The sequence below is a fragment of the Streptomyces sp. NPDC020681 genome, from assembly GCF_044334895.1.
Taxonomy (GTDB): Bacteria; Actinomycetota; Actinomycetes; order Streptomycetales; family Streptomycetaceae; genus Streptomyces.
This window is the reverse complement of the sequence record NZ_JBIRTX010000003.1, coordinates 378,511-404,190: the sequence shown is the minus strand read 5'-3', so window position 1 is coordinate 404,190 and position 25,680 is coordinate 378,511. Positions and strand designations below refer to the sequence as shown.

Below are 25,680 nucleotides of genomic sequence, written 5' to 3'. Positions count from 1 at the left end.
AGGCTCGTAGCGGTGGCAATCAGGCGCTTGCGTTGCGCGCCCGGTTGCGAGCGGCGCGGCGCTTCATCGCGCGGCGCTCGTCCTCGCTGAGGCCACCCCAGACGCCGGAGTCCTGGCCGGACTCGAGCGCCCACTGCAGGCACTGCTCCATGACGGGGCAGCGACGGCAGACGGCCTTGGCTTCCTCGATCTGCAGCAGCGCAGGACCGGTGTTGCCGATGGGGAAGAAGAGCTCGGGGTCTTCCTCGCGGCAAACGGCGTTGTGACGCCAGTCCATGGCTGCTACCTCTCCTTGGTATTACGTGCGGGTTGCTTGTGAATGTGAACGCTTTCACGAATCCCCCCGCAACGGCAGGGCCGACCGCCAGGTGAACTGGCGTGGTCCTGGGTTTCAAGGAGGGGTTCTGGCGGTCTGTGGGGCCGATGCTGCGGGCCGTCCCGATCGCCATGTAGAGATTCGCAAACCTCGGCTGCGGATACAACCCCTTCCGGAAACTTTTTTTTGATTCCTCGGTGTCGACTAGGTCACAGCCGTACTTCTATGGGGTGGAGCCCAGCCCATACGTTCGAGATAAAGGCCCTTCGGCCCTTCCACTCACACAATCACACGCAGTGCACGGCGTACGCCTGTGAACGTCACGCTCGACCGTAGCCCGAGGTGGTCACCGTCCATCTGGAACGGGAGGGGAACCTTTGAATTCAAGGTGAAGTCCGTCTGGTCATGGACAGTGACTGCGTGCCTGCCGTGCGGTCCGCGCTCGGGGCTTGAAGTGAGCAGTTGGGTCGCGTAACGGGCTACCGCCGGGGTCGACAGCTTGGACAGCGCGACCACGTCCAGGGCCGTGTCGAAAGACGCGTTCGGCGACGCGTACACCGGGCGATTGCCCAGGTAGGTCCACGGTGCTGTGTTACAGACTATGGACAGCACAAGATTGCTGACCGGATCGTGGCCGGGCCGCTCCAGCGTGATCACGCCCTGGCGGCGGTTCGGCTCCTCCAGAAACTGGCGTACCACTTGGCGCATATAGAGGGCGTGCGTCGAACGCCTGCCGCGCTCCCTCTGCTGTTCGACCCGGCCGACCACACCCGCGTCGAAACCGAGTCCGGCGCAGAAGGTGAACCAGCGGGCGGGCGCCGCCTCGTCCTCGGTGCCCGGGGTGCCGGCCGCAAGTCCGAGCCCGATGACGCGCTCGGTCTCGTCGCGCAGGGCGTCCAGGATCGCGCCGGTCGCCTCCACGGCGTCGTTCGGCAGACCGAGGGCGCGGGCGAAGACATTGGTCGAGCCGCCGGGGACCACGGCGAGGCGTGGCAGCCGGTCTATGTCGGGACCGTGGTGCAGCAGCCCGTTGACGACCTCGTTGACCGTGCCGTCGCCGCCGAGGGCCACGACCATGTCGATGTCCTCCGACTCGGCGGCCCGGCGGCCGAGGTCGCGGGCGTGTCCCCGGTACTCCGTCGTGACGGCCTCCAGCTTCATCTCGCTGGCGAGTGCGTGGATCAGTACGTCACGGGTGCGGGCACTGGTAGTGGTTGCTGCCGGATTGACCACGAGAAGTGCGCGCATGCGAAGCAGAGTACCTACCTGTTGGTACCTGGCCCAGCCCCGGTCTGCGGCCCCGGGCTACCCTGCTGTGGTGAGTGATGACCAGACCCCCCGTCCCGCCCGCCTGGCCGCCGCTGCCGCGGTGTCCGGTCTGGAAGGCCTGGCACTGGTCGCGGGCGGCGTCTACATGCTGGTGATGGGGCTGCTCGGCCGGCCGGACGACCCGACGCAGGCCGAGATGGGCGGAGTGACGCTCATCGCACTCGGCGCGATCCCGCTCTTCGCGGCGCGCGGCCTGCTGCTGCGGCGCAGCTGGAGCCGGGGCCCGGCGATGATCACGCACCTGATGGCCCTGATCCCGGCATGGACGCTGCTGAAGGCGTCCGGCGCGCTGATCCCGCTGGGCATCGTGCTGGCGGTGGTCGCGGTGACGGGCCTGGTTCTGCTGGTGAACCCGGCGACGACACAGGCGCTGGGCATCCGCGGGCCGGGCGCGCGCGACGCGTGAAGCAGCAGGGCCCGCCTCGCACCTGAGTGCGCGCGGGCCCCGAAGCGTGACGGCCTTCTACTCCTCCACCAGCAGCCGCTCCCGCAGTTGCGCCAGCGTCCGCGCCAACAGCCGGGAGACATGCATCTGTGAGATGCCGACCTCCTGCGCGATCTGCGACTGCGTCATGTTCCCGAAGAACCGCAGCAGCAGGATCCGCTTCTCCCGCGGCGGCAGGTCCTCCAGCAGCGGCTTCAGCGACTCGCGGTACTCGACGCCCTCAAGCGCCTCGTCCTCGGCGCCGAGGGTGTCCGCCACCGCCGGAGACTCGTCGTCCGTGTCCGGGACGTCCAGGGACAGCGTGGAGTAGGCGTTCGCCGACTCCAGGCCCTCCAGGACCTCCTCCTCCGAGATGCCCAGGCGCTCGGCCAGCTCGTGCACCGTCGGAGAACGGCCGTGCTGCTGGGAGAGCTCGGCAGTCGCCGTGGTCAGCGCGAGCCGCAGTTCCTGAAGCCGGCGCGGCACCCGGACCGCCCAGCCCTTGTCCCGGAAGTGGCGCTTGATCTCGCCGACGACCGTCGGAGTCGCGTACGTCGAGAACTCGACGCCCCGCTCCGGGTCGAACCGGTCCACCGACTTGATCAGGCCGATGGTCGCGACCTGCGTCAGATCGTCCAGCGGCTCACCGCGGTTGCGGAAGCGCCGCGCCAGATGCTCGACCAGCGGCAGATGCATACGCACCAGCTGGTTGCGCATTTCCGCCCGCTCCGGAGAGCCGTCGGGGAGCTTGCGAAGCTCGATGAACATCGCCCGCGCCCCGCTGCGGTCATGTGGATCGTGGTGCTGCTGCTCGTGCACGTGCTCGCTCATACGGTCCGCCCGCTCTGACTGCCCCTGCTCCGCCGCGGCCGTCTGGCCGTCAAGTCCGTCCACCGGATGCGGACGGGCCTGCTGCTCCGGGATTCCCCTCACCGCGGGTGGCTCGTTCCGCACCGGACCGTCCCCGTTCCTCACGCCGGCCCGGGTCCCGCGCCGCGCTGTTTGTACAGGCTGATGGAGACCGTACGGTCGTCGGCGACCGAGGAGTCGACCTTGCCGGCCAGCGCGGAGAGCACTGTCCAGGCGAAGGTGTCGCGCTCCGGCGCCCGGCCGTCGGTCGTCGGCGCCGAGACCGTGACCTCCAGCGAGTCGTCGACCAGTCGGAACACGCAGCTGAGAACGGAGCCGGGGACCGCCTGCTGCAGCAGGATCGCGCATGCCTCGTCGACCGCGATCCGCAGATCCTCGATCTCGTCGAGGGTGAAGTCCAAGCGCGCTGCGAGTCCGGCCGTGGCCGTACGCAGCACGGACAGGTAGGCACCCGCAGCGGGCAGCCGGACTTCCACGAAGTCCTGAGTCCCGGGCTCGCCTGCGATCTGGGACACCCTCACCTCCAAGGTGGCACAAGCTCTTTCGGGGCCGCGGGAGGAAGATCCCGAGGCCGTCGCTACGCAGTCAGTACGTAGCCGGTACTGGCCCGGCGACGCTATCGCGATCCATGGTGCCCTGTCGCCGGGGCCCCCACTCGGTGGCTGTCACTCATGGTAAGCATATGAGTACGCACAGTGGCTAGGGGTCTGCGGGGCCCAATTGCGAGGAACCGGCGGAGGGTTGACGTACCCACGCTTCAGACGATCGAACCGTCGGCAAAACACCAGCGCCAGCTCTCCCCGGGCTCGAAGCTCCGCATCACGGGATGACCCGTCTCCTTGAAGTGTGCGCTCGCGTGCCGCCCCGGCGACGAGTCACAGCAGCCGACGTGCCCGCAGACCAGGCACAGTCGCAGATGCACGGGGTGGCCGCCGGCCGCCAGACACTCCGGGCAGGTGTCGGACAGCGGGGTCACCTCGGGGTCGGGCAGTTCTGCAACATGCGGACACTCGCTCATGATTGCCAGGTTACGGCTCGGCAGGCCGGACGTACGGACGGACGCGAGGGACGGCGAGATGGACGCATTGCCACTGGTGGCGCTGATCGCGGCGAGCGCGGCGGTCGCCGGAGCGGCCCGCAGGACGCCCGTACCCGCGCCGCTGCTCCTGGTGGCGGTCGGGCTGATTGGCGCATATGTGCCGGGAGTGCCGGACTACACGCTCGATCCGCACATCGTGCTTCCGCTGGTGCTGCCGCCCCTGCTGTACACCGCCGCCGTCGAGAGCTCGTTTCTCGATCTGCGGGCGAATGTGCGGCCCGTCGCACTTCTCTCCGTCGGCTATGTGCTCTTCGCGACCGTCGCCGTCGGCTATCTCGCCTATCTGCTGGTGCCGGACCTGCCGCTGAGCGCGGCGCTGGTGCTCGGCGCGGTGATCGCGCCGCCGGACGCGGTCGCCGCGACCGCGATCGCCCGCCGGCTGCGGCTGCCGAACCGCATCACCACCATCCTGCAGGGCGAGTCGCTGGTGAACGACGCCACCGCGATCACCGCCTACAAGGTGGCGCTGGCCGCCACCGTCGGCGAGGGCATGACCTGGGCCGGCGGCATCGGCGAATTCGCGCTGGCCTCGCTCGGCGGCATCGGGGTCGGCCTCCTGCTGATGGTGCCGATCCACTGGCTGCGCACGCATCTGAAGGAAGCCCTCCTGCAGAACACGCTGTCGCTGCTGATCCCGTTCGTCGCCTACGCCGCCGCCGAGCATGTCGGCGCGTCCGGCGTGCTCGCCGTCGTCGTCGTCGCGCTCTATCTCGGCCACCGCTCCTGGCAGGTCGACTTCGAGACCCGGCTGCAGGAGGGCGCGGTCTGGAGGATGGTCGCGTTCATCCTGGAGTCCTCGGTCTTCGCTCTGATCGGGCTGCAGCTTCCTTACGTGCTGGAAGGGCTGGGGGACTACAGCGTCGGTGAATCGCTCTGGTACGCGTTCGGGGTCTTCGTCGCCGTGGTGGTGGTGCGGTTCGTGTGGGTCTTCCCGGCCACCTTCCTGCCGCGGCTGTCGCCGCGGATCAGAAAACGGGAGCCGGGCACCAACTGGACCGCGCCGGTGATCGTGGGCTGGGCCGGGATGCGCGGCGTCGTCTCACTGGCGATCGCCTTCTCGATCCCGGTGGCGACGGACGGCGAGCCGTTCCCGGCGCGGAATCTGGTCCTGTTCCTGACCTTCACGACGGTGATCGGCACGCTGGTGGTGCAGGGCCTCACGCTGCCCGCGCTGATCCGGGCGCTGAAGCTGCCGCCGCGCGACACCCACGCCGAGACGCTGGCCGAGGCCCAGGCCCAGAGCGAGGCGTCGCAGGCGGCTGACCGGCGGCTGGAGGAGCTGCTCGCCGACGAGCGCAACGCGCTCCCCGAGCCGCTGGCGGAGCGGCTGCGGACGGTGCTCGAGCGTCGCAGGAACGCGGTCTGGGAGCGGCTCGGAACCGTGAATGAGGTGACCGGTGAGTCGGCGGACGACACCTACCGGCGGCTGGCGGGCGAGATGATCGACGCGGAGCGCGAGGTCTTCGTCAAACTCCGGGACCAGCGGCGGATCGACGACGAGATGCTGCGTACGCTGCTGCGCCGGCTGGACCTGGAGGAGGCCGCGGCGTACCGCGAGGACGCTCCCTAGGGCCGGAAGTCTCAACTGCCCTCTGGGCCAGGCCCTAGGGCCGGCCGGTGACCACGGCCGCGAGCGTGGTGCCGGGCGCGAAAGCACCGTCGGCTGCGAGCGCGGTCAGGCCGCTGAGCATCTTGGCGACATAGACCCGCTCGACCGGAAGGCCGTGGCGGGCCTCGAAGTCGTCGGCGAAGGCGTGGAGCCGCGGGGGCGTACGGGCGTACCCGCCGAAGTGGAAGCGCTCGTCGAGCGACCAGTCACCTGCCGGGCCGCCGAAGGACTCTTGCTGGAGGCGCTGTATCTCCTCGGCGAGGAAGCCGCCCTTGAGGACCGGAAAGCCGATGGCCCGCTGGCCGGGCGCCAGGCCGGCGGCCAGACCGGCGAGTGTTCCGCCGGTGCCGCAGGCGACGGCGACGACGTCCGCGAGCCCGTGCAGCTCCTCGCCGAGGGCGACACAGCCGCGTACGGCGTGCACATTGCTGCCGCCCTCGGGAACGACGTACAGGTCCGCCGGGCTCACGCCGAGCGCCTGTGCCGCCCTCTCGGCGATCTGCGCCCGCACGTGTGGGTCGTCCTTGCGCCGGTAGACCGCACGGTCCACGAAGAGCAGCCGCATGCCGTCGGCCGCGCACTGGGACAGGGACGGGTTCAGCGGGCGCGTGGCCAGTTCGTCGCCGCGGACGACACCGATCGTCCCGAAGCCCAGGAGGCGGCCGGCCGCGGCCGTGGCCCGCAGATGGTTGGAGTACGCGCCGCCGAAGGTGAGCAGCGGGCGGCCCTCGGCGGCTTCGAGGTTCGGGGCGAGCTTGCGCCATTTGTTGCCGGGCAGGTCCGGGTGGATCAGGTCGTCGCGCTTGAGCAGCAGGCGTACGCCGTGCCGGGTGAAGCGCTCGTCCTCGACCTGCCGCAACGGCGACGGCAGCCGCGGCCTCAGGGCCGTGTCGAGGTCGAGCGCTTCCGGGGTCACCCGGCCATTGTCACGTCAGGTCTCTCTTCGGGCTGATTCACGTGTCACTTCAGGCGCTCCTGGATGCGCTCGCGCATGGAGCTCATCGTGAAGCCCCTGGGGTCGACCTTTCCCGGCTGCCACTCGAGATGGCCGATGACGGAGCGTGCCGTCCAGCCGTGATGGCGGCAGATCGCCGCGGCCGCTCTCTCGATCGCCTCCAGCTGGACCGGCGGCCAGGGGTCCTTGCCGTCGCCGAGGTTCTCGCACTCGAAGCCGTAGAAATGGCGGTTTCCGTCGGTGTTCGCCTCGTTGTCCGGAGGCAGTGCCTTCTCCGCGATGACCGCGCGCAGCACGTCGTCGTCACCGAGGCCCGCGTGGTTCGCGCGGCCGTAGCCGACGAGATGGATCTTGCCGTCCTTGGCGATGACGCCGTGGCACAGCGGTCCCGGCAGGGCCGAGTGTCCGTCGCGGCAGAGGCGGACCGTCTCTGCGGTGCCCTTGGTGACCGTGTGATGGATCATCACGCCGTGCACCGGACCCCAGGGGCCCTTGTGGTTGCGGTTGTGCTCGCGCCAGTCGCCGACTTGGACGACTGTCAGCCCCTCGTCGCGCAGGGCGTCGAAAAAGCTGTTCGCGGACATGGGGGGAGACATCGCGGCTCCTTGGGGATGCGAGGGATACGGGGGAATACAGGAACGCAGGGGGGCGGGGTTCAGGGATACGGGGATACAGGGGGGAAGGGCACGGAATGTGCCGCAACGACGCTTCTACCCGAACTCTCATGGAAGGACGCTTTGTTCGTACGGCGTGCGAGCTGATCCGGTCAGCCGGCGGACGGCGCGGCCTGAAGCCGCCGACGTTCCCTGCCCGAGCCGAACTAGTCCCATCCATTTGTGTAATGGCGTCGCGACTCTCCGTGCTGAAAGGCTTTGTCTCGCAGGTCAGACCATGATCGAGAGGGAGTCCTATGTCGGTTGGTTCGGTTGGCTCTGTCGGCGACGACGTTCGTGAGCAGCAAACGCCGCAGCAGCAGAGTCTCGGCACGGCCGCCGCGCGGAACCTTGCCACGACCACCAAGTCGGCCCCGCAGATGCAGGAGATCACCTCCCGGTGGCTGCTGCGCATGCTCCCGTGGGTGCAGGTGCAGGGCGGCACCTACCGGGTCAATCGCCGCCTGAGCTACTCGGTGGGCGACGGACGCGTGACGTTTGTGCAGACCGGCGACCGTGTCACGGTCATCCCCGCCGAGCTGGGCGAGCTGCCCGCGCTGCGGGAGTTCGGTGACGAGGCGGTGCTCGCCGAACTGGCGAACCGCTGTGAGCAGCGGGAGTTCGCGACCGGAGAGGTGCTCGCCGCCGCGGGCACGGCGGCGGACCGGATCTATTTGCTGGCCCACGGCAGGGTCGAACAGATCGGCACCGGTCCGTACGGCGACGAGGCGGTGATCGAAGTCCTCGCCGACGGCGCGCACTTCGGCGAGCAGACGCTCGTGGAGCGCGACGCCACCTGGGAGCACACGGCCCGCGCCGCGACGGCATGCACGGTGCTGGTGCTGACCAGAGACGATGTGCTGAACCTCGCGGAGCGCGCCGATTCGCTGCGCACGCATCTGGCGAGCCTCGCCGCGCTGCCGCACCAGCGGACCAACAAATACGGCGAGGCGGAGATCGATCTGTCCGCGGGCCATGTCGGCGAGGCCGTCGTCCCGCACACCTACGTGGACTACGAAGGCGTGCCGCGCGAGTACGAACTGAGCGTGGCCCAGACCGTGCTGAAGGTGCACAGCCGGGTCGCCGACCTCTACAACCAGCCGATGAACCAGACCGAGCAGCAGTTGCGGCTCACGGTCGAGGCGCTGCGCGAGCGCCAGGAGGACGAGCTCATCAACCACCGCGAGTTCGGTCTGCTCGCCAACTGTGACTACGGTCAGCGGCTCCAGCCGCACGACGGCGCGCCGAGCCCGGACGACATGGACGAGCTGCTGTCGCGCCGCCGCGGCTCCAAGTTCTTCCTCGCGCACCCGCGTGCCATCGCCGCCTTCGGGCGCGAGTGCAACAAGCGGGGCCTGGTGCCCGAGAGCATCGACGTGAACGGCAACCGCATCCCGACCTGGCGCGGCGTGCCCATCTACCCGTGCAACAAGATCCCGATCAGCGACGCCAGGACCACATCCATCATCTGCATGCGTACGGGCGAGGCCGAGCAGGGCGTGATCGGCCTGCACCAGACGGGAATTCCGGACGAGATCGAGCCGAGTCTGTCGGTGCGGTTCATGGGCATCGACGAGCAGGCGATCATCTCGTACCTGCTCACGGCGTACTACTCGGCGGCGGTGCTGGTGCCGGACGCGCTCGGTGTGCTGGAGAACGTCGAGGTGAGCCGCTGGAGGTGAGCCGGCCGGGCGGCCTCGGGCGCGGCACCGTCCCCGCGCCCCGGCCGCCGCCCCCGGCCCTGGCCCCGCTCGCCTTCGTCGCTCGCCTTCGTCCGTACGTCCAACACCGGGAAAGGACCGCCCAGTTGACCATGTCGGAGACCGTCGAGGCCCGTGAGGCCGTCGTCCTTCTCGAACGCACCCGTGAGGCCGTCAATCCCCGGCTGCGCGCAGCCGTCGAGTCGTTGCCCGGTTCCATACGACGGGTCGCGATGTACCACTTCGGGTGGGAGCACGCCGACGGCACTCCGGCCGCGGGCTCCGTCGGCAAGGCGATCAGACCCGGGCTCGTACTGGCCGCGGCGAGAGCGCTCGGCGGCGATCCGCAGCAGGCCGTACGGGCCGCTGTCGCGGTGGAGCTGGCGCACAACTTCACACTTCTCCACGACGATGTCATCGACGAGGACCAGACCCGCAGACACCGGCCCACCGCCTGGACGGTCTTCGGGACTCCGGACGCCATCATCGCGGGCGACGCACTGCTCGCTCTCGCGCTGCGGCTGCTCGCCGAGGACCGCCATCCGGCGTCCGCGGCGGCCTCCGAGCGGCTCGCGGCCTGTGTGATCGAGCTGTGCGCGGGCCAGCAGGCGGACTGCGCCTTCGAGGAGCGGGCGCCGCACGAGGTATCGCTCGACGAGTGCCTCCGCATGGCGACGGCCAAGACCGGCGCGCTGCTGGGCTGTGCGTGCGCGCTCGGAGCGCTGTACGCGGGCGCGGGTGAGGAGGAGACCGCGGCGCTGGACGCCTTCGGGCGGGAGGCGGGGCTCGCCTTCCAGTTCATCGACGATCTGATCGGGATCTGGGGCGATCCCGGGCGTACGGGCAAACCGGCCGGCGCCGACCTGGCCGCACACAAGAAATCGCTGCCGGTGGTGGCGGCCCTGACCTCCGGCACTCCGGCCGGCGCGGAGCTTGCTGAGCTCTACCGAGGCCCCATGACCGCGACGACCGTACGCCGCGCCGCCGAGGCCGTCGACCGGGCGGGCGGCCGCGACTGGGCCCAGCTCCAGGCGGCCGACCGGATGGCCCGCGCGGTCCATGAGCTCTCCCGGGCCGTGCCGGATCTCGCCGCGGCGGGCGACCTGCTCGCACTGGCCGAATTCGTCACCCGCCGCACCCGCTGAGGCGGCCGACTCCTGGAGCATGGAGGCACGTTGGCCCGGCGTGACCTCCCGGGCTCGGGGCGAGAGGCGGAGACCGATGGGCATACGGATTCGGCGGGCTACCTCGGACGATCGCGAGGCGGTCGTCCAGCTGGTCTCAGCGGCGTTCGAGGACGACCCGGTGAGCTGCTGGGTCTTTCCGGATCCGGCCGAGCGGAGCCGGGTGCATGCACCTTTCCTCGGCGTCTTCGTCGATCAGGCGCTGGCGGCCGGCCGGGTCGATGTGATGGAGGACGGGTCGGCCGCGGCCGTGTGGCTGGAGCTGCCGGGCGGCGAACCGGAGCAGGACAACGAGACGGCGGCCCGGATGCGTGAGATCGCGGGCCCCCACAACGAACGCGCACGGGAGGTGGGCCGGCTGACCGGCGCGGTCCATCCGCACGACCGGGCACATGAGTATCTGGTGCTGATCGCCGTCGAGCCGGGGCGGCAGGGCCAGGGGCTGGGAGCGGCACTGCTCGCTCCGGCGCTGGAGCGCTGCGACCGTGACGGCGTTCCGGCCTATCTGGAGGCGAGCAGCGCGCGCAGCCGCCGGCTGTACGAGCGGCTCGGCTTCGCCTTCGCCGGGGAGGCGGTGCAACTGCCCGAGGGGCCGCTGATGTGGCCGATGTGGCGCGAGCCCCGGCCCTGGCCGTAAAGCCCTTGCGCAACCACTACAGGTGAAGCACTATGCATGGAGTGGTTATCGGACGGAGGACCGGTTTGCGCAAGCTCAGCTACTTCATCGCCGCGTCGATCGACGGCTTCATCGGGGACTCGGACGGCAAGTCGGACTTCTTCATGCAGTTCGTCTCCGGGGACTTCCTCGAGTACTTCAAGAACGAAGCCGTGGACACGCTGCCGACCATGGCCCGTCAGGCGTTCGGCATCGACGACGCCCCGAACACCGAGTACGACACGATCATCCAGGGCCGGGCAAGCTATGACGTCGCGCTCGACGCCAAGGTCACCAGCCCCTACGCCCATCTGCGCGAACTCGTCGCGTCCCGCAGCATCCAGGAGTCGCCCGACCCGAATGTGGAGATCGTCTCCGGCGATGTCGTGGCGCGGATCCGCGAGCTCAAGCAGGAGGACGGGCTCGGCATCTATCTCTGCGGCGGCGCGAACCTCGCGGGCCAGCTGATGGACGAGGTCGACGAACTCGTCATCAAGACGTATCCGGTGGTACTCGGCACCGGAATGCCCATGTTCGCCACGGACTTCCGCGTCGGCGAGTTCACGCTCGAGTCGGTGCGTTCCTTCGACAACGGAGTGGTGGTGCGCAAGTACGCCAGGAAGCGATGACCGCCGGCTGTCCGACCCGCCCAAACCGCCATATCCTGGTGCCATGGGCAGCGAAGGACGTCGTACCGTCCACAACCCGCAGGCCGAGCTTCAGTGCCCGACGTGCGGACAGCCTGTCGGTACCGTAATCAAGCGACACAAGACTCTCGGGGCGTTCGTCCCCACCTGGGGGCCAGGCCCCTGCCACAACCCGAAGTGCCCGGACAGGGTCGAGGAGCAGGACGAGCAGCGAGGTGATGGGCCCGGCGCGGAGGTCGGCACCGCCTGAGCGGTGCCGAGCCCGCCCGGAGCCGCGGCCGGACTCGCGTCGGACCCGCGACCGGCAGAGGCATCCCTGCTGTTAGGCGGAGTGCGGCGTACCGCTACAGTCCGCGCCATGTCATCGGAGTCGACGGAAGTCTGGGCGGGCTGGTACCGCGATCGGCGTGGCGCGGAAGCGGTCACGATCGCGGCGCACATATCGGCGCAGGGGCGGCAACTGCGCACACGCATCAGGGGTGTTGAGTACCAAGGGGCGAGCTTCGCCGCCCTGCGTCCGGTCGAGGGCGGCGGACTTCTCTCCTCCTGCGTACTGGAGTGGGACATGCCGCTGCCCGTCCACTCGGCGGGCACGGTCCAGCGGGCCACGCTCAGCAGTCTGCTGACGCTCGGCGAACCGCGGCCGGAAGGGTCGCTCGACAGGTCGGATCTCAATCTGACCCTGCACTACGGCGGAGCGGCGTACGAATCCGGAGTCGCGAGCGGGGACTTCGGCGACGCTCTCGCACTGATCCAGGAGCAGCTTCCGCCCGGCGCGGAGCTCGTATTCCAGACACCGGTCGGGGCCTGACCGCCTCACCGGAGGCGAACGGTCTCAGCGCAGGCCGTTCCAGCCCCAGCGCGGCGTCGGGCCCGGGTCGCCCAGGTCCGTGCCCGGAGGGTCGGCCGAGACGGAACGGGCGATCTTTGTGCCCCAGTCGAAGTACTCGATCACCCGGCGGCGCAGCAGCTCGTCGTCCGGGAGCTCCTTCTCGACCGCCGCGGTCATCAGCTCCATCCAGCGCAGCCGCTGCTCCTCGGTGATCGACAGGCCGAGATGGGCGCGGAGCAGGGCTTGGTGGCCGCCCAGTTCGGCGGTGAAACGCGCGGGTCCGTCGAAGATCTCGGCCAGCCAGACGGCGACATGCTCGATGTGCGCGGGAGTGAAGTCGACGAAGACGGGGGCCAGCAGCGGGTCGGCGAGCACGGCCTCGTAGAAGGTGTCGCTCAGCCGCCGCAGGGCATCTGCGCCGCCCGCTGCCTCGTACAGGGACCCGGTGCGTTCGCTCGGCTCGGTCATGCCGTCAGCCTATGCGGGATACGGCGGAGGGGCGCCCTGCCACTTTTTCGGCAGGGCGCCCCTCGTGCGCGGGCCCGGCGGCTCCGGGGCCCTCAGGGAGGCGTCAGAAACGAGTCACGAGCGCGTCAGGAGACGCTCGCGATCGCCGCGGCCAGGCCGTTCGCCCAGAGCTGGTTGACGCGGGCCCGCTCATTCGCGTCCGGTGTTGCGTTCTGGCACGACGTGCCGGGTCCGCCGCCCGACATGAGCTCGCTGCACGGGCCCGAGTAGTGGTCGGGCAGCCCGAGCACGTGCCCGGTCTCGTGGGCGGTGACACGGGTGGAGTTGTACTGCTGGTTCTGCCGGTAGTCGAGGAAGATGTAGCCCCGGCCGTGACCGTCGGTGCTGGCGTACGAGCCGCGGGGGTCGTTGCCCTCGCGGTAGGAGAAGTCCGCGCCCGAACCCTCCTGCAGCTTCACATTGCTGACGGAGCTGTTCCAGATCGATGTGCTCTGCGCTATCTGGCTGCGGAAGCTGGGCGCGTTGCTGGTGCTGTAGACGACGGTCACTGCCTGCGCGCCGGGGTTGGCTGCGCGCTTCTCGGCGACCGACTTCAGGACGGCGTCGAAGAACGCCTTCGTTGCCTTGGCGTCCTCCGAGGATCCGGCGTACGCGGCGTGGCCGGTGGGGGACGAAGCGGGGGCAACTGTGGGGGAGTTGACCGTCGCGGCGTTGGCGGGACCCGCGCCCAGCGCGGCCACGAGGCCGATGCCGAGTGCGGCGGAGAGTACCGTTCGAGTGTGACGCATTGTGGGGGGCTCCTACTCGTCCAGTGAACGGGTTCGGTACAGCAGAGTGTCGGGGAGCCGCCCCGCCCTCGGGATGATGTCAACTGCCGATAACCCAGGCGCATCACCCTGTCCGGGTCCTCCCGTTCTGTGGCAACTGGTGTGCCTGGTGGGACAGTTGATGCCGCTCTACTCTCGGTTCATGGAGCTCGAGGTGAGGCACCTCCGTGCGCTGTGCGCCATAGCGGACGCGGGCAGCCTGCACAAAGCAGCGCGCCAACTGGGCGTCAGCCAGCCGTCCCTGACGACCCAGCTGCGCCGGATCGAGCACTCCCTCGGCGCGGAGCTCTTCTCGCGTGACCGCACCGGCTGCCGGCCGACCCCGCTCGGCCGTTCCGTACTGAGCAGAGCCCGCCCGCTGGTGGCCGAAATGGCCGCACTCGTCGTCGAGGCCAAGGCGGCGGCCGCCCGGGCCGGCGGACCGCGATTACGTGTCGGCTCCACCGCAAGCCGCGCGCTCGCCGGCTGGCTGCGCCGGCTCCGGCAGCGGCTGCCCGGAACCGATATCTCGCTGCATGTGGACGTCTCGGCGAACGCGCTGCTCAGGACGGTCGCCGCCGGTCAGCTCGATGTCGCCTTCGTGCACGAGGTGGAGGGCTGTCCGCTGCTCGTGCCGGACGGTCTTTCCGTACGCGTACTGATCGAGCGCGAGCCGCAGTTCATCTCGATGGCGCACGACCATCCGGCCGCCGGCGCTCCCGTCGTGGAGCTGGCCGATCTGGCCGAGGACCGGTGGATCGTCGATCCGACGGTGGACGGCGAATGGGACGGACTGCGCCGGGTATTGGGTGCGGCCGGGCTCAATCCGCCGGTGCTGTACGGCGACTACCACACGGCCGCGTCACTGATCGCGGTCGGCGAGGCGGTCGCGCCGTGCCAGCCGACCTCGGACCCGCGCGACGACATGGCGATCCGCCCGCTGCGCGGCGATCCACTGGCCGTACGGCTGCTGCTGTTCTCGCGGCCCGGTTCGTGCGAGGAGCTGTATGCGGCGGTGTACGCGGACCTGGAGGCGGCGTACCGGGAAGCGGCGCTGAGGGCGGCGGCGTACCGGCAGTGGCTGCTGCGGCACAAGAGCCCGCTGCTGGACCGGCGCGCGGCCTGATCCCGGTCAGCGGCCTGATCCCGGTCAGGGGCCTGATCCCGGTCAGGGGAGCAGCGCGCGGGCCTGTTCACGCGCGGCGGTGAGCGCGTCGGGGAAGACGTTCAGGCCGTGTGTGACGAGTGCGCCCTCGTGGAGCAGCATGAGTGCGCGGCCGAGCTTCGCGGGATCCTGAGCCGCGGCTTCGCGTGCCAGATCGGTGAAGAGGGCGAGCATCCAGGCCTTCTGGCCGGTGATGACACCGAACGCCGGGTGGCGCGGGTCGCTGATCTCCGCGTGCGCGTTGACCATGCTGCAGCCGCGAGTGCTGTGCTCGCCCGCCCACTCCCGGGAGGCGTCGAAAACGGCCAGGATGCGCTCGTCCGCGGACGGCCCGGCCGCCTCCAGACGCTCGGCGAGGAAGGCGCGCCACTGCTCGTCGCGGGCGGCGAGATACTCCACGACCAGCTGGTCCTTGGACCCGAAGCGGTCGTAGAGGGTCTTCTTGGTGACGCCCGCCTCGGCCGCGATCAGATCGACGCCGACGGCGTGGATGCCGCGCTCGTAGAAGAGGCGGGACGCGGCGTCGAGAGCGCGGCGTGCGCCGGGGGTCATCGCGATGCGGTGCGGAGTCGTCTGCCTGCCCATGGCATCGAGTATACCGATCTGTATAGTCGATGAGGTAGACCGATCTGTATACCTGAGTCGTCGGCAAGACCCACACGACAGGCCCTAGGCCACCGGACGGTGGAACGACCATGAACATGCTGCTCTCGGCCGCCTTCGTGCTCTGCTGGAGCTCCGGCTTCATCGGAGCCAAGCTCGGCGCGGGCAGCGCGGCCGCCGTCACCGTGCTGATGTGGCGCTTTCTGCCGCTGGCCGTCGTGCTGGCCCTCGTCTCCGTCGCCTTCGCCCGGCACTCCTGGCGTGGGCTGACCGCACGGGACGTGCTGCGCCAGACCGTGATCGGCGCGCTCTCGCAGAGCGGCTATCTGCTCACCGTGTACTGGGCGATCCAGCTCGGCGTCTCCAGCGGCACCACCGCGCTGATCGACGGAACGCAGCCGCTGGTCGCGGGTGCGCTGGCCGGGCCGCTGCTGCGGCAGTACGTGTCCGGGCCGCAGTGGCTGGGCCTGGGCCTGGGCGTCTCGGGCGTCGGAGTCGTCACGCTCGCCGATGCCACGGCGGTCGGTGCGGGCGTTCCGGCCTGGGCGTACGCGGTGCCGTTCGCCGGGATGCTCTCGCTGGTCGCGGCGACCTTCCTGGAGAGCCGTACGCGCGCGCCGGTCGCGCCCGCGGTCGCGATGACGGTCCACTGCGCCACCAGCGCCGTCGTGTTCACCGTCCTCGCGGCTGCCCTCGGATCTGCCGTGCCGCCGGCCGATGCCGCGTTCTGGACGGCGATCGGCTGGCTGGTGGTTCTGGCCACCTTCGGCGGATACGGCCTGTACTGGCTGGTGTTGCGCCGTTCCGGCGTGACGCAGGTCAACACGCTGATGTTCCTGATGGCGCCGGTGACCGCGATCTGGGGCGCGGCGATGTTCGGCGAGCCCTTTGGAGTGCAGACGGCCGCAGGGCTGGCTCTCGGGCTGGCGGCGGTGGTGATCGTGCGTCGTGGCGCGGGGAGTTGTGGACAGCCGGAGTGATTGTCGGCGGCGGCATGCATGATGGCCGCATGACCGATCTTCTGTCGCTGTTGGGACGTGCCTGGGGGCGCGCTTCGGGGCGTGCCGGGTTGGGCCTGGTGCTGGCGCCGTTGGTGCTCGCCGTGGCGCTGACCGGGTGCGGGCTCCTCCCGGCCGAGGATGCGAAGGTGCGCTTCGCGACCGAGGACGACGTGCCCGAACTGCCCATCGACCGGTACCAGTTCAGCACCGACGAGTACCGGCAGCACAGTAAGGCGCAGGCCCGGCTGGAGCAGCGCTGCATGGTGTCCTTCGGGTTCGCCGACTTCCCGCTGGACCCCAAACAGCCGTCGCCGGCGATGTCGATGGTCGCGGCAGGCACAGGCCCGTACGGACTCCTGGACCTCGACAAGGCCCGCCGCTGGGGCTACGGCTGGGATCCCAAGAAGGCGGCGGCGTGGGAGCCCAAGGGCCGCGCCATGACGCAGGAGGAGCGCGGGGTCCTGTACGGCACCCGTCTCGGCGGTTCTGCGACCGTCAGCGGCCGCAAGGTTCCCGAGGCGGGCTGCTCCGGGGTGGCCAGTGGGCAACTGGCCGACGGCGTCAAGGACTCCAAGCGCATGTGGACCTTCTCGCAGGACCGTGAGAGGAGCCTGGACAAGACGGTGGAGAAGGACCCACGGGTCGTGCTGGCCTTGAAGACATGGTCCCAGTGCGTCGTGGACAAGGGCCTCGGGCGGTACCAGAACCCACAGGAGGCGTTCTCGGACAAGGCCTGGTCACGCGGCCAGAACGGCAACACAACCCGTACGGACCGGGAGTTGGCGACGGCGACGGCCGATGTCGAGTGCAAGCGGAAGCACGACACGGCGGGCGAGTGGTGGGAGGTCCGCCGGGAGGTGCAGCAGTACGACGTCGACCGGGACAAGCCGGCGTACGAGGCGGTGCGGAAGGACCTGGACGTGGTGCGGGCCAACATACGCAAGGCGCTGGGGGACTGACTCGCCCGGGCGGCCGGGGACCTCCTCGCCGTGCCTCGGTCGCCTCCCTGGCATCGTCTGTATCCTTCGGCCCCAGTGGGCCCGTCACCGGGCCGCCGAGGGGGGAGAGGCACTGTGGCGACAGGCAGAGAACGGTCCCGGATGATCGCCACCGGAGACGATCACCGCGTGACGCCGGCCGAGCTGTTCTTCGACTTGGTGTTCGTCTATGCGATCACGCAGGTCACCGCATTGATGGCGGCCGACCCGACAGCACTGAGGATGCTCGGCGGGATCGTCGTGCTCGCACTGCTCTGGTGGTGCTGGTGCTGCTTCGCCTGGCTGGGCAATGTCGTACGGGCCGACACCGGGCCGATGTTCGCGGTCCTCGTCGCCGTCATGGCCGTGGTGCTGATCGTCTCGCTCACCGTGCCCGAGGTGTACGACGACGCACCCGGCGGCCTCTCGGCGCCGCTGGTCTTCGTGCTCTGCTACGGCGCTGTCCGGCTGCTGCACCTCGTCTCGTACTGGATCTCCAGCCCCGGCGACGAGGCGCTCCACGCCACGCTGCGCCGGACCGCGCTGCTGTCCGTGGTGCCGCCGTTCACGCTGCTCCTGATCGGCTGCACACTGTCGGGCCTCGCTCAGGTGCTGGTGTGGCTCGGCGCGGTCGTCATCGACTACTTCGGGATCTACCTCACCGGATCGTCCGGCTGGCGCGTCGCCTCGCCCGGGCACTTCGCCGAGCGGCACGGGCTGATCGTGATCATCGCGCTGGGCGAGTCGATCGTGGCCATCGGCGTCGGGGTGTCCGGCTTCGCCATCTCCACACCGATCCTGGCCGGGGCCGCAGCGGGCCTGCTGGTCGTCGCCGGGCTCTGGCGGCTGTACTTCCGCCACATCGGCGAGCACGCCGAGCACCGGCTGACCGAACTGACCGGCGACGACCGCACCCGCCTGGCACGCGACACGTACACCTTTCTGCACCTGCCGCTCGTCGCGGGCATCGTGGTCACCGCACTCGGCATGAAGAAGGTGCTCCACCAGGTCGCCGACACCGAGCACTACGACCTGGACGAGCCGTTGCACGGCCTGGTGGCATGGGCGCTCGCCGGCGGAGTCGGCGTGTTCATCCTGGCCGCGGCGGCGATCCTGCTGCGCACCGCGGGCCGCAGGTCACCAGCGCTCGTCCTCGGCGGTCTCGGCTGTCTGTGCGCGGGCGCCGTGGTCGCGCTGATTCCGGCGCTGCTCGCGCTGGCGCTGCTGGCCGCGGCGGTGACGGGACTTGTGCTGCTGCACGGCAGGACGGCAGGGGCGGCGGTCGAGGAGGAGTCCCCGAAGGACTGACACCCGGAGTGGCCGAAGACGCCGACAGCACCCGGCTCCGCGCGGATGCCGGGTGCTGCCTTGACAAAGAAACAGGACCGAGAAACGGTCAGGCCTTCTTCGTCTCCCAGAAGATCTTGTCGATCTGGGCAATGTAGTCCAGCGCCTTCTGGCCCGTCGCCGGGTCCGTGGAGGCCTTGGCGGCGGACAGCGCCTTCAGCGCGTCGTTCACCAGCTGGTGAAGCTCCGGGTACTTCTCGAAGTGCGGCGGCTTGAAGTAGTCGCTCCACAGCACCGAGACATGGTGCTTGGCGAGCTCCGCGCGCTGCTCCTTGATGACCGTGGCGCGGGCCCGGAAGTGCGGGTCCTCGTTGGCCTGGTACTTCTCCTGGACGGCCTTGACCGACTCGGCCTCGATGCGGGCCTGGGCCGGGTCGTACACACCGCACGGCAGGTCGCAGTGGGCGCTGACCTTCACCTTGGGGGCAAACAGGCGGGAGAGCATTGAGCTGTCCTTCCTCGTGATCGTCTTCTCAGGTGGGACATTACTCCGTGAGAGACCTGTTTTCGCGAGTGCCCCCATGGGCTTAGGACAAAAGTCCAGGGTCAGTATGGGACTGGTGGCGGAACGTACCGTTGGGCATGACCGTGGGACTCGGAGGTGGCGGATGACTGAGCAGGGGCGGGAGCCGAGAGTGCCGTTCGGAGTCGCCGAAGTGACAGGTCCTTCCATGTACCCGACGCTCAAGCACGGCGATCAACTGCTCGTGCACTACGGCGCGGAGGTGCGGCCCGGCGATGTCGCCGTGCTCCGGCATCCGCTCCAGCAGGACCTGCTCATCGTCAAGCGCCTCGTCGAACTGCGCGACGGCGGCTGGTGGGTGCTGGGTGACAACCCGGGCGCGGAGGGGGACAGCAGGCTGTTCGGCACCGTGCCCCAGGAGTTGCTGCTGGGGCGCGTACGCGGAAGGTACCGGCCGCTCGCCGAGGATCAGCGCTCCGTGCGCGGGGTCGCCTCCTGGGTGGTGTCCTCGCTGCGGCTGGTGCTCTCCGACCGTTCCGTCTCCAGGCGCTTGCGGGCGCGGTAGGCGGCGACATTGGCGCGGGTCGCGCAGCGGTCCGAGCAGTAGCGGCGCGAGCGGTTGGTCGAGGTGTCGAGATAGGCGTTGCGGCACGGTGCCGCCTGGCAGAGGCCGAGCCGGTCGACGCCGTACTCCGTCAGATGGAAGGCCAGGCCCATCGCGGCGATCGCCGCGTATCCCGCCGTCGCGTTGGACGGATGGTCGGCCAGGTGCATGTGCCACTTCGGGCGGCCGTCGTCGTCCCGGAAGTCGTGGCCCGAGATCTGCGGGCTGACCGGGAACTCCAGCAGCAGTGAGTTCAGCAGGTCGACCGCCTGCGTCTCGTCGCCCTCGTCGGCCGCGGTGAAGACCGCGCGGAGCCGGCCGCGTACGGACCGGAACCGGGTGACGTCCGCGTCGGTGGCACGCCGTGCGGCCTGCCCCGACACGCCGAAGAGTTCGCGGATGGCCTCGACCGACGTGAGGGAGTCCTTGTTGCGAGCCGGCTCCTCGGTGTTGACCAGGCGCACGGCGTAGTCCGAGTAATAGGCCAGTTCCACTTGTAGTCCTTACCGCGGCGGTCTAGTGTCGTCGTATCAGTAGTAACGGCTGATACAGCTTCGAGGGTATTACGGACGGGAGGGTTCCGGTGGCTGAGACGGTTGCGGGAGCGGGTACGGGGACCGACTGGCAGGCCTGGCAGCAGAGCTGGGACCGCCAGCAGGAGTGGTACATGCCCGATCGCGAGGAGCGGTTCCGGGTGATGCTGGACATGGTCGAGGCCACGGTGGGCCCCGAGCCGCGGGTGCTGGACCTCGCGTGCGGTACGGGAAGTATTACGGACCGGCTCTTCCGCCGGTTCCCGAAGGCGACGAGCACGGGGGTCGATCTGGACCCGGCACTGCTGACCATCGCCGAGGGGTACTTCGCGGGCGACGAGCGGGTCACCTTCGTCACCGCGGACCTCAAGGACCCCGACTGGGTGACGCGGCTGCCGTACGGCTCGTACGACGCCGTGCTCACCGCCACCGCGCTGCACTGGCTGCACAGCGGACCGCTGGCCACGCTGTACGGACAGCTCGCGCGAATCGTCCGCGACGGCGGCGTCTTCATGAACGCCGACCACATGATCGACCACACCACGCCTCGCATCAACGCCGCCGAACGCGCCCAGCGCCACGCCCAGATGGACCGCGCCAAGGCGGCCGGAGCCGTCGACTGGAGCGAGTGGTGGGGCCTTGCCGCCCAGGATCCTGTCCTGGCCGGGCCCACCGCCCGGCGCTACGAGATCTACGGCGAGCACGCCGACGGCGAGATGCCGTCCGCCCGCTGGCACGCCGAGACCCTGCTGACGGCGGGCTTCGGTGAGTCCAGGGCCGTATGGTCCTCGCCGTCCGACACGCTCCTGCTCGCTCTCAAGTAGGCCCGTGCGCCGGACGGTCACCGGGCAACGCAAAGGGCGGTACGGACACTGGTCCGTACCGCCCTTTGCGTAACTGCCGTACTGCTAGAGGACCTTCGAGAGGAAGGCCTTGGTGCGGTCGTGCTGGGGGTTGCTGAGCACCTCGCGCGGGTGGCCGGATTCGACCACGACACCGTCGTCCATGAAGACGAGCGCGTCGCCGACTTCGCGGGCGAAGCCCATCTCGTGGGTGACGACGATCATCGTCATGCCGTCCTCGGCGAGACCGCGCATGACGTCCAGCACCTCACCCACCAGCTCGGGGTCGAGCGCGGAGGTCGGCTCGTCGAAGAGCATCAGCTTGGGCTCCATCGCCAGCGCTCGGGCGATGGCGACGCGCTGCTGCTGGCCGCCGGAGAGCTGGGTGGGGTAGTGCTTGCCCTTGTCGGCCAGGCCGACGCGGTCGAGCAGTCGCTCGGCGCGTTCCCGGGCGACTGCCTTGGACTCGCCCTTGACCTGGATCGGCGCTTCCATGACGTTCTGCAGGGCCGTCATGTGGGGGAACAGGTTGAAGCGCTGGAAGACCATGCCGATGTCGCGGCGCTGGGCGGCGACTTCGGTGTCCTTGAGCTCGTAGAGCTTGTCGCCCTTCTGCCGGTAGCCCACCAGCTGACCGTCGACCGAGAGCCGGCCGGCGTTGATCTTCTCCAGGTGGTTGATGCACCGCAGGAAGGTGGACTTGCCGGAGCCGGACGGGCCGACCAGGCAGAACACCTCACGCGGGGCGACCTCGAGATCGATGCCCTTGAGGACATGCGCCAGACCGTAGGACTTGTGGACGCCCTCGGCCTTCACCATCGCGTTCATCGGGCCACCTCCGGGCGACGGAACGTACTGAGCATCGCCTTGACCTTCTGCCACGGTGTCGGCGGCAGCTCCCGCAGCGAACCGCGGGCGTAATACCGCTCGACGTAGAACTGGCCGACGCTGAAGATGCTGGTCAGAACCAGGTACCAGACCGAGGCCACCAGCAGCATCTCCATGACCGCGAACGATGTGGAGCCGATGTTCGTGGCCGCTCGCAGCAGGTCTGTGTACTGCACCGCGGAGACCAGGGACGAGGTCTTCAGCAGGTTGATGAACTCGTTGCCGGTCGGCGGCACGATCACCCGCATCGCCTGCGGCAGGACCACGCGGCGCATGGTCCTGCTATTGGACATGCCGAGCGCGTGCGACGCCTCCGTCTGGCCCTCGTCGACCGACTGGATGCCGGCGCGGACGATCTCCGCCATGTAGGCGCCCTCGTTCAGGCCAAGACCCAGCAGGGCGACCATGAACGGGGTCATCACGTCGACCATCTCGTCCTTGTAGAACCCGAGGTTCAGGACGGGGAAGATCAGCGCGAGGTTGAACCACAGCAGGAGCTGCACGTACACCGGGGTCCCGCGGAAGAACCAGATGTACAGCCAGGCCACCGCGCCGGTGACCGGGTTCTTCGACAGTCGCATGACCGCGAAGAGGACGCCGAGCGCCAGGCCGATGGCCATCGACAGCACGCTGATCAGCACCGTGCGGCCCATGCCGGTGAGGATCCGGTCGTCGAAGATGAAGTCTCCGACCGTGCCCCAGTTGACGTCGCCCTGCGAGAACGAATAGACCAGCAGGCTCAGCAGCGCCACGACGATGACGCCGCTGATCCAGCGACCCCAGTGCCGTACCGGGATGGCCTTGATCTGCTCGGGGCGAGCGACCGCGGTCTTGCTCACCGGCGAGTCCTCTGGTGGCTCGCCGGAGGGCGACTTGTCGAACTTGTCAGTCACAGTGACTGCCCTTCAGTGAAACGCGTTGAAGCGGACCGACGGCGACTTACTTGCCGGCGTTGACGGTCGCCTCGGTGACGGCGCTGTTCGTGACGTCCCACTTCTCCAGGACCTTCTTGTACTCGCCGTTCTTGATGATCGCGTCCACGGCTTCCTTGAGCGCGTCACGCAGCTGCGCGTTGTCCTTGTCGACGGCGATGCCGAACGGACCGGCGTCGGTCTGGTTGCCGGCGACCTCGAAGTCGTTGCCGCCGCCCGCGGTCTTCGCGATGTGCGCGGCGACCGGGTAGTCGTTCAGGTCGGCGACCGCGCCGCCGGACTTCACGCGGGTCTGGGCCTCGGCGTCGGTGTCGAACGCCTCGATCGTGAGCGTGCCCTTGCCGTCCGTCTTGCACTTGGTGGCCTGGGTCTTGAAGGTGTCCTCGTAGATCGTGCCGCGCTGCACGGCCACCTTCTTGCCGCACAGGTCGTCGAGCGAGGCGATCTTCTCCGGGTTGCCCTTCTTGACCAGGAGCGAGACGCCGGAGGTGAAGTAGTCGACGAAGTCGACGCCCTCGCCGACCTTCTTGCCCGTGTCGTCCAGGCCCTCCTGGCGGGCCTTGGTGTCGCTCATGGCGGACATCACAACGTCCTGACGGCCGCTGTTCAGCGACGAGATCAGACCGTCGAAGGTGCCGCTGGTGAACTGGAACGTGACGCCGAGCTCCTTGCCGAGCGCGGCGGCGATGTCGGGGTCGATACCGACGATCTTGCCGCCCTCCTCGTACTCCATGGGGGCGTAGGCGGCGTCCGTGCCGACCTTGATGACCTTGGAGTCCTGGTACTTCTTCGGCAGCTTGTCGAAGAGTGCTGCGCTGCTCGCCGTGGTGCCCTCGTCGCTGCCGCCGCCGCTCGTCTGGTCGCCACAGGCGGTCAGCAGCAGGGTGCCGGCGACCGCGATGGCGCCGACCGCGGCGATCCTGGCCCGGGCGGCGGTCGTACGACAGGTGTTGCTTGCGGTCATGATCGAGATCCTCCGGCGGGTGAGGGAATAGCTGATTTCGGGTCGTTTACTCATCTTCGAGTGTCCCGACCTTGAGTGTTTTCGGCATCTTGCCATTCGGACTAGCCCATTCAGGGGGCCACGCATGTCAAAATCGGGTAACGGGACACCCCCGTACCCCAGCGGGCCGGTACATCAAGGCCGGACCATTCGCTGGAACACCTCCTTCCGACCGGAAGATCTGCGGCCTGACCTGGGCTGCAGACGTGATTCTGGGGGCGTGACTGACGTGTCCTGACATTCGACGATGAGTCGTGTCAGGAACCGGATATCGACTCGTCGACTGTGCCCGTGGTCCGGTAAGAAGGATGCTTACACCCCTCATCCGGGGCTCAGGGCGCGTGTGCGGCGCGCCCGCGCGTACGTACCTCCCCCCGTCAGGCGGGCCAACCGCTGAGGCGGGGCACGGACGCGGTGCCCGCCCACCCCTCCTCAACCAGGAGTGGAAACAGGAGTGGAAACCCTCAACAGATGAAGAATTAAGGGGTCAAACCAATGGCAGCGGAGATCGTCAATCCTCGCAGCGACAGCAGTACGGAGAGTGCTCCCGAGGAGCCCTTCGATCCTGCCTTCGCGCTGCACCGCGGCGGCAAGATGGCCATCCAGGCCACGGTGCCGGTGCGTGACAAGGACGACCTGTCCCTCGCGTACACGCCCGGCGTCGCCAGGGTGTGCACCGCCATCGCCGAGCAGCCCGAGCTCGTCCACGACTACACCTGGAAGTCGCAGGTCGTCGCGGTCGTGACGGACGGCACCGCGGTGCTGGGGCTGGGCGACATCGGCCCGGAGGCGTCGCTTCCGGTGATGGAGGGGAAAGCGATCCTCTTCAAGCAGTTCGGCGGCGTGGACGCGGTGCCGATCGCGCTCGCCACGACGGACGCGGACGAGATCGTCGAGACCGTCGTGCGCCTCGCGCCGTCCTTCGGCGGAGTGAACCTCGAGGACATTTCGGCCCCGCGCTGCTTCGAGATCGAGCGCAAGCTCCAGGAGCGCCTCGACATCCCCGTCTTCCACGACGACCAGCACGGCACGGCCGTGGTCACCCTTGCGGCCCTGCGGAACGCGGCGAAGCTGACCGACCGCGGCCTGGGCGACCTGCGTGCCGTGATCTCCGGTGCCGGCGCGGCCGGCGTGGCCATCGCGAAGTTCCTGCTGGAGGCCGGGATCGGCGATGTGGCGGTGGCCGACCGCAAGGGCATCGTCAGCCGCGACCGCGAGGACCTGACCTCGGTGAAGCGTGAGCTCGCGGAGATCACCAACCGCGCCGGTCTTTCGGGCTCGCTGGAGACCGCGCTGGCCGGCGCCGATGTTTTCATCGGCGTCTCCGGCGGCACGGTGCCGGAGGCGGCGGTCGCCTCGATGGCGAAGGGCGCGTTCGTCTTCGCCATGGCCAACCCGAACCCGGAGGTCCACCCCGATGTCGCGCACAAGTACGCGGCCGTGGTGGCGACGGGTCGCAGCGACTTCCCGAACCAGATCAACAACGTCCTGGCGTTCCCGGGGATCTTCGCGGGCGCGCTCCAGGTCCGGGCGTCGCGGATCACCGAGGGCATGAAGATCGCCGCGGCGAACGCGCTGGCGGACGTCGTGGGCGACGACCTGGCGGCCGACTATGTGATCCCGTCTCCGTTCGACGAGCGGGTCGCTCCCGCGGTCACGTCGGCGGTCGCGGCGGCGGCCCGTGCGGAGGGCGTCGCCAGGCGCTGACGTGCTGCTGTGTGGACGGGTTGTGCCGAGCCCCCCGGGGCCCGGCACAACCCGTTCTGATTTTCCTG

At 69.3% G+C, this 25,680-nt stretch carries 30 protein-coding genes; 15 read left to right on the top strand and 15 right to left on the bottom strand.

Annotation, left to right across the window (positions count from 1 at the left end; translation table 11 throughout):
- Nucleotides 1-19 precede the first annotated feature (19 nt).
- Nucleotides 20-277 carry a WhiB family transcriptional regulator gene (locus ACH4YL_RS08945; protein WP_003953983.1) on the bottom strand — a complete coding sequence of 86 codons (258 nt, stop codon included), beginning with the start codon at nucleotides 275-277 and terminating at the stop codon, nucleotides 20-22.
- A 318-nt stretch (nucleotides 278-595) separates the two neighbouring features.
- Nucleotides 596-1,564: a diacylglycerol/lipid kinase family protein gene (locus tag ACH4YL_RS08940; RefSeq protein WP_398506207.1), complete on the bottom strand. Its 969-nt coding sequence runs from the start codon at nucleotides 1,562-1,564 to the stop codon at nucleotides 596-598.
- 70 nt (nucleotides 1,565-1,634) lie between these two features.
- On the opposite strand from ACH4YL_RS08940, the gene ACH4YL_RS08935 reads away from it, so the two are divergent.
- Nucleotides 1,635-2,051, top strand: a complete 417-nt coding sequence (locus tag ACH4YL_RS08935) for a hypothetical protein (RefSeq protein ID WP_398506205.1) — start codon at nucleotides 1,635-1,637, stop codon at nucleotides 2,049-2,051.
- Nucleotides 2,052-2,108: 57 nt separating this feature from the next.
- On the opposite strand, the gene ACH4YL_RS08930 is transcribed toward ACH4YL_RS08935, so the two are convergent.
- From ACH4YL_RS08930 to ACH4YL_RS08920, 3 genes are all read right to left on the bottom strand, one after another.
- Nucleotides 2,109-3,044 carry an RNA polymerase sigma factor SigF gene (locus ACH4YL_RS08930; protein WP_398506203.1) on the bottom strand — a complete coding sequence of 312 codons (936 nt, stop codon included), beginning with the start codon at nucleotides 3,042-3,044 and terminating at the stop codon, nucleotides 2,109-2,111.
- On the bottom strand, nucleotides 3,041-3,454 hold the full coding sequence (locus tag ACH4YL_RS08925) for an anti-sigma regulatory factor (protein WP_018845530.1): 414 nt from the start codon (nucleotides 3,452-3,454) through the stop codon (nucleotides 3,041-3,043). The genes ACH4YL_RS08930 and ACH4YL_RS08925 overlap by 4 nt, the downstream gene beginning before the upstream one ends.
- Nucleotides 3,455-3,696: 242 nt before the next feature.
- Complete coding sequence (locus tag ACH4YL_RS08920; protein WP_398506201.1) at nucleotides 3,697-3,957, bottom strand: UBP-type zinc finger domain-containing protein; 261 nt, start codon at nucleotides 3,955-3,957, stop codon at nucleotides 3,697-3,699.
- Between the two features lie 58 nt (nucleotides 3,958-4,015).
- Here ACH4YL_RS08920 and ACH4YL_RS08915 point away from each other — a divergent pair, with 58 nt between their 5' ends.
- Nucleotides 4,016-5,608 carry a Na+/H+ antiporter gene (locus tag ACH4YL_RS08915; protein ID WP_398506636.1) on the top strand — a complete coding sequence of 531 codons (1,593 nt, stop codon included), beginning with the start codon at nucleotides 4,016-4,018 and terminating at the stop codon, nucleotides 5,606-5,608.
- 34 nt (nucleotides 5,609-5,642) lie between these two features.
- Here ACH4YL_RS08915 and ACH4YL_RS08910 read toward each other — a convergent pair whose 3' ends face one another.
- A complete protein-coding gene (locus ACH4YL_RS08910) occupies nucleotides 5,643-6,563 on the bottom strand; it encodes a 1-aminocyclopropane-1-carboxylate deaminase/D-cysteine desulfhydrase (RefSeq protein WP_398506199.1) in 921 nt (306 codons plus the stop codon).
- Between the two features lie 44 nt (nucleotides 6,564-6,607).
- Complete coding sequence (locus ACH4YL_RS08905) at nucleotides 6,608-7,198, bottom strand: N-acetylmuramoyl-L-alanine amidase (protein ID WP_398506197.1); 591 nt, start codon at nucleotides 7,196-7,198, stop codon at nucleotides 6,608-6,610.
- A 314-nt stretch (nucleotides 7,199-7,512) separates the two neighbouring features.
- On the opposite strand from ACH4YL_RS08905, the gene ACH4YL_RS08900 reads away from it, so the two are divergent.
- From ACH4YL_RS08900 to ACH4YL_RS08875, 6 genes are all read left to right on the top strand, one after another.
- Nucleotides 7,513-8,937: a family 2B encapsulin nanocompartment shell protein gene (locus ACH4YL_RS08900; RefSeq protein ID WP_398506195.1), complete on the top strand. Its 1,425-nt coding sequence runs from the start codon at nucleotides 7,513-7,515 to the stop codon at nucleotides 8,935-8,937.
- 131 nt (nucleotides 8,938-9,068) lie between these two features.
- Nucleotides 9,069-10,100, top strand: a complete 1,032-nt coding sequence (locus ACH4YL_RS08895) for a family 2 encapsulin nanocompartment cargo protein polyprenyl transferase (RefSeq protein WP_398506634.1) — start codon at nucleotides 9,069-9,071, stop codon at nucleotides 10,098-10,100.
- 76 nt (nucleotides 10,101-10,176) lie between these two features.
- A complete protein-coding gene (locus ACH4YL_RS08890) occupies nucleotides 10,177-10,776 on the top strand; it encodes a GNAT family N-acetyltransferase (protein WP_398506194.1) in 600 nt (199 codons plus the stop codon).
- 65 nt (nucleotides 10,777-10,841) lie between these two features.
- Nucleotides 10,842-11,423: a dihydrofolate reductase family protein gene (locus tag ACH4YL_RS08885; protein WP_398506193.1), complete on the top strand. Its 582-nt coding sequence runs from the start codon at nucleotides 10,842-10,844 to the stop codon at nucleotides 11,421-11,423.
- A 43-nt stretch (nucleotides 11,424-11,466) separates the two neighbouring features.
- Nucleotides 11,467-11,691, top strand: a complete 225-nt coding sequence (locus tag ACH4YL_RS08880) for a hypothetical protein (protein WP_398506191.1) — start codon at nucleotides 11,467-11,469, stop codon at nucleotides 11,689-11,691.
- Nucleotides 11,692-11,799: 108 nt separating this feature from the next.
- Nucleotides 11,800-12,252 (top strand): DUF6304 family protein, encoded by a 453-nt coding sequence (locus tag ACH4YL_RS08875; RefSeq protein WP_398506189.1) that lies wholly within the window; start codon nucleotides 11,800-11,802, stop codon nucleotides 12,250-12,252.
- 24 nt (nucleotides 12,253-12,276) lie between these two features.
- Here ACH4YL_RS08875 and ACH4YL_RS08870 read toward each other — a convergent pair whose 3' ends face one another.
- On the bottom strand, nucleotides 12,277-12,741 hold the full coding sequence (locus ACH4YL_RS08870; protein WP_398506187.1) for a group II truncated hemoglobin: 465 nt from the start codon (nucleotides 12,739-12,741) through the stop codon (nucleotides 12,277-12,279).
- A 125-nt stretch (nucleotides 12,742-12,866) separates the two neighbouring features.
- Entirely contained in the window at nucleotides 12,867-13,529 is a 663-nt protein-coding gene (gene snpA, locus ACH4YL_RS08865) for a snapalysin (RefSeq protein ID WP_398506185.1), read from the bottom strand.
- A 181-nt stretch (nucleotides 13,530-13,710) separates the two neighbouring features.
- Here snpA and ACH4YL_RS08860 point away from each other — a divergent pair, with 181 nt between their 5' ends.
- On the top strand, nucleotides 13,711-14,673 hold the full coding sequence (locus ACH4YL_RS08860; protein ID WP_398506183.1) for a LysR family transcriptional regulator: 963 nt from the start codon (nucleotides 13,711-13,713) through the stop codon (nucleotides 14,671-14,673).
- Nucleotides 14,674-14,715: 42 nt separating this feature from the next.
- Here the strand turns inward: ACH4YL_RS08860 and ACH4YL_RS08855 are convergent, their stop codons facing one another.
- Nucleotides 14,716-15,297: a TetR/AcrR family transcriptional regulator gene (locus ACH4YL_RS08855; protein WP_398506181.1), complete on the bottom strand. Its 582-nt coding sequence runs from the start codon at nucleotides 15,295-15,297 to the stop codon at nucleotides 14,716-14,718.
- A 110-nt stretch (nucleotides 15,298-15,407) separates the two neighbouring features.
- Here ACH4YL_RS08855 and ACH4YL_RS08850 point away from each other — a divergent pair, with 110 nt between their 5' ends.
- The 3 genes from ACH4YL_RS08850 (at nucleotide 15,408) to ACH4YL_RS08840 (ending at nucleotide 18,601) form a co-directional block, all read left to right on the top strand.
- A complete protein-coding gene (locus tag ACH4YL_RS08850; RefSeq protein WP_398506179.1) occupies nucleotides 15,408-16,295 on the top strand; it encodes a DMT family transporter in 888 nt (295 codons plus the stop codon).
- Nucleotides 16,296-16,324: 29 nt separating this feature from the next.
- On the top strand, nucleotides 16,325-17,275 hold the full coding sequence (locus ACH4YL_RS08845; RefSeq protein ID WP_398506177.1) for a hypothetical protein: 951 nt from the start codon (nucleotides 16,325-16,327) through the stop codon (nucleotides 17,273-17,275).
- Between the two features lie 114 nt (nucleotides 17,276-17,389).
- A complete protein-coding gene (locus tag ACH4YL_RS08840) occupies nucleotides 17,390-18,601 on the top strand; it encodes a low temperature requirement protein A (protein WP_398506175.1) in 1,212 nt (403 codons plus the stop codon).
- Between the two features lie 88 nt (nucleotides 18,602-18,689).
- Here the strand turns inward: ACH4YL_RS08840 and sodN are convergent, their stop codons facing one another.
- Nucleotides 18,690-19,085, bottom strand: a complete 396-nt coding sequence (gene sodN, locus ACH4YL_RS08835) for a superoxide dismutase, Ni (protein WP_089511141.1) — start codon at nucleotides 19,083-19,085, stop codon at nucleotides 18,690-18,692.
- Nucleotides 19,086-19,248: 163 nt separating this feature from the next.
- Between sodN and sodX the strand changes: the two genes are divergently transcribed.
- A complete protein-coding gene (gene sodX, locus ACH4YL_RS08830) occupies nucleotides 19,249-19,668 on the top strand; it encodes a nickel-type superoxide dismutase maturation protease (protein WP_398506173.1) in 420 nt (139 codons plus the stop codon).
- On the opposite strand, the gene ACH4YL_RS08825 is transcribed toward sodX, so the two are convergent.
- Entirely contained in the window at nucleotides 19,572-20,201 is a 630-nt protein-coding gene (locus tag ACH4YL_RS08825) for a CGNR zinc finger domain-containing protein (protein ID WP_398506172.1), read from the bottom strand. The genes sodX and ACH4YL_RS08825 overlap by 97 nt on opposite strands.
- Before the next feature lie 173 nt (nucleotides 20,202-20,374).
- Between ACH4YL_RS08825 and ACH4YL_RS08820 the strand changes: the two genes are divergently transcribed.
- Entirely contained in the window at nucleotides 20,375-21,064 is a 690-nt protein-coding gene (locus tag ACH4YL_RS08820) for a class I SAM-dependent methyltransferase (protein WP_398506633.1), read from the top strand.
- 84 nt (nucleotides 21,065-21,148) lie between these two features.
- Here the strand turns inward: ACH4YL_RS08820 and ACH4YL_RS08815 are convergent, their stop codons facing one another.
- From ACH4YL_RS08815 to ACH4YL_RS08805, 3 genes are read right to left on the bottom strand one after another with little or no spacing between them, the layout of a single operon-like run.
- Nucleotides 21,149-21,901 carry an amino acid ABC transporter ATP-binding protein gene (locus ACH4YL_RS08815; protein WP_398506631.1) on the bottom strand — a complete coding sequence of 251 codons (753 nt, stop codon included), beginning with the start codon at nucleotides 21,899-21,901 and terminating at the stop codon, nucleotides 21,149-21,151.
- Nucleotides 21,902-21,906: 5 nt separating this feature from the next.
- Nucleotides 21,907-22,863 carry an amino acid ABC transporter permease gene (locus tag ACH4YL_RS08810; RefSeq protein WP_398506171.1) on the bottom strand — a complete coding sequence of 319 codons (957 nt, stop codon included), beginning with the start codon at nucleotides 22,861-22,863 and terminating at the stop codon, nucleotides 21,907-21,909.
- A gap of 46 nt (nucleotides 22,864-22,909) precedes the next feature.
- A complete protein-coding gene (locus ACH4YL_RS08805) occupies nucleotides 22,910-23,866 on the bottom strand; it encodes an ABC transporter substrate-binding protein (protein ID WP_398506170.1) in 957 nt (318 codons plus the stop codon).
- Between the two features lie 534 nt (nucleotides 23,867-24,400).
- Between ACH4YL_RS08805 and ACH4YL_RS08800 the strand changes: the two genes are divergently transcribed.
- Nucleotides 24,401-25,612, top strand: coding sequence for an NADP-dependent malic enzyme (locus tag ACH4YL_RS08800; protein ID WP_398506168.1), 1,212 nt, complete (start codon nucleotides 24,401-24,403; stop codon nucleotides 25,610-25,612).
- Nucleotides 25,613-25,680 lie beyond the last annotated feature (68 nt).

Coding starts and splice junctions, on each gene's coding strand:
- ACH4YL_RS08860 (WP_398506183.1), top strand. CDS start 13,711: ATGGAGCTCGAGGTGAGGCACCTCCGTGCGCTGTGCGCCATAGCGGAC.
- ACH4YL_RS08850 (WP_398506179.1), top strand. CDS start 15,408: ATGAACATGCTGCTCTCGGCCGCCTTCGTGCTCTGCTGGAGCTCCGGC.
- ACH4YL_RS08915 (WP_398506636.1), top strand. CDS start 4,016: ATGGACGCATTGCCACTGGTGGCGCTGATCGCGGCGAGCGCGGCGGTC.
- ACH4YL_RS08880 (WP_398506191.1), top strand. CDS start 11,467: ATGGGCAGCGAAGGACGTCGTACCGTCCACAACCCGCAGGCCGAGCTT.
- ACH4YL_RS08875 (WP_398506189.1), top strand. CDS start 11,800: ATGTCATCGGAGTCGACGGAAGTCTGGGCGGGCTGGTACCGCGATCGG.
- ACH4YL_RS08845 (WP_398506177.1), top strand. CDS start 16,325: ATGACCGATCTTCTGTCGCTGTTGGGACGTGCCTGGGGGCGCGCTTCG.
- ACH4YL_RS08905 (WP_398506197.1), bottom strand. CDS start 7,198: ATGTCTCCCCCCATGTCCGCGAACAGCTTTTTCGACGCCCTGCGCGAC.
- ACH4YL_RS08945 (WP_003953983.1), bottom strand. CDS start 277: ATGGACTGGCGTCACAACGCCGTTTGCCGCGAGGAAGACCCCGAGCTC.
- ACH4YL_RS08855 (WP_398506181.1), bottom strand. CDS start 15,297: ATGGGCAGGCAGACGACTCCGCACCGCATCGCGATGACCCCCGGCGCA.
- ACH4YL_RS08800 (WP_398506168.1), top strand. CDS start 24,401: ATGGCAGCGGAGATCGTCAATCCTCGCAGCGACAGCAGTACGGAGAGT.
- sodX (WP_398506173.1), top strand. CDS start 19,249: ATGACTGAGCAGGGGCGGGAGCCGAGAGTGCCGTTCGGAGTCGCCGAA.
- ACH4YL_RS08805 (WP_398506170.1), bottom strand. CDS start 23,866: ATGACCGCAAGCAACACCTGTCGTACGACCGCCGCCCGGGCCAGGATC.
- ACH4YL_RS08895 (WP_398506634.1), top strand. CDS start 9,069: ATGTCGGAGACCGTCGAGGCCCGTGAGGCCGTCGTCCTTCTCGAACGC.
- ACH4YL_RS08820 (WP_398506633.1), top strand. CDS start 20,375: ATGCCCGATCGCGAGGAGCGGTTCCGGGTGATGCTGGACATGGTCGAG.
- ACH4YL_RS08870 (WP_398506187.1), bottom strand. CDS start 12,741: ATGACCGAGCCGAGCGAACGCACCGGGTCCCTGTACGAGGCAGCGGGC.
- ACH4YL_RS08920 (WP_398506201.1), bottom strand. CDS start 3,957: ATGAGCGAGTGTCCGCATGTTGCAGAACTGCCCGACCCCGAGGTGACC.
- ACH4YL_RS08890 (WP_398506194.1), top strand. CDS start 10,177: ATGGGCATACGGATTCGGCGGGCTACCTCGGACGATCGCGAGGCGGTC.
- ACH4YL_RS08900 (WP_398506195.1), top strand. CDS start 7,513: ATGTCGGTTGGTTCGGTTGGCTCTGTCGGCGACGACGTTCGTGAGCAG.
- sodN (WP_089511141.1), bottom strand. CDS start 19,085: ATGCTCTCCCGCCTGTTTGCCCCCAAGGTGAAGGTCAGCGCCCACTGC.
- ACH4YL_RS08815 (WP_398506631.1), bottom strand. CDS start 21,901: ATGGTGAAGGCCGAGGGCGTCCACAAGTCCTACGGTCTGGCGCATGTC.
- snpA (WP_398506185.1), bottom strand. CDS start 13,529: ATGCGTCACACTCGAACGGTACTCTCCGCCGCACTCGGCATCGGCCTC.
- ACH4YL_RS08940 (WP_398506207.1), bottom strand. CDS start 1,564: ATGCGCGCACTTCTCGTGGTCAATCCGGCAGCAACCACTACCAGTGCC.